Raw genomic sequence first — 408 nt, forward strand, 5'->3', positions numbered from 1 at the left:
GAATACAACGAGGAACAGCTCCGCGAGACCTGTACAAAACTGGGCATAGGCATAGACCCTTCTATGGGCAAAGGCAAACTCATCGATGAGATTTTTGGTGCCAAGTGCGAACCTTTATTGATCCAGCCAACGTTCATCACCGATTATCCTGTAGAGATGTCTCCTTTGGCCAAGCGCCACGAAGACAGACCTCACTTGGTAGAGCGTTTTGAAGCGATCTGCAACGGTAAAGAAATCTGCAACTCCTTCTCGGAGCTCAACGACCCAATAGACCAACGTCAACGCTTTGAAGATCAGCTGGTTTTGGGTAAACGTGGTGACGATGAAGCCATGGTATTGGATGAGGACTTTCTCCGTGCCCTTGAATATGGCATGCCCCCAACGGCTGGTTTGGGCATAGGCATAGAT

At 49.3% G+C, this 408-nt stretch carries 1 protein-coding gene; it reads left to right on the forward strand.

Annotation, left to right across the window (positions count from 1 at the left end; all coding sequences use genetic code 11):
• Nucleotides 1-408: amino acid--tRNA ligase-related protein (locus D7Y13_RS44030; protein ID WP_341870486.1), on the forward strand; the 408-nt coding region annotated here is incomplete at both ends.

Origin of the sequence: Corallococcus praedator (assembly GCF_003612125.1) — a bacterium.
GTDB lineage: Bacteria > Myxococcota > Myxococcia > Myxococcales > Myxococcaceae > Corallococcus > Corallococcus praedator.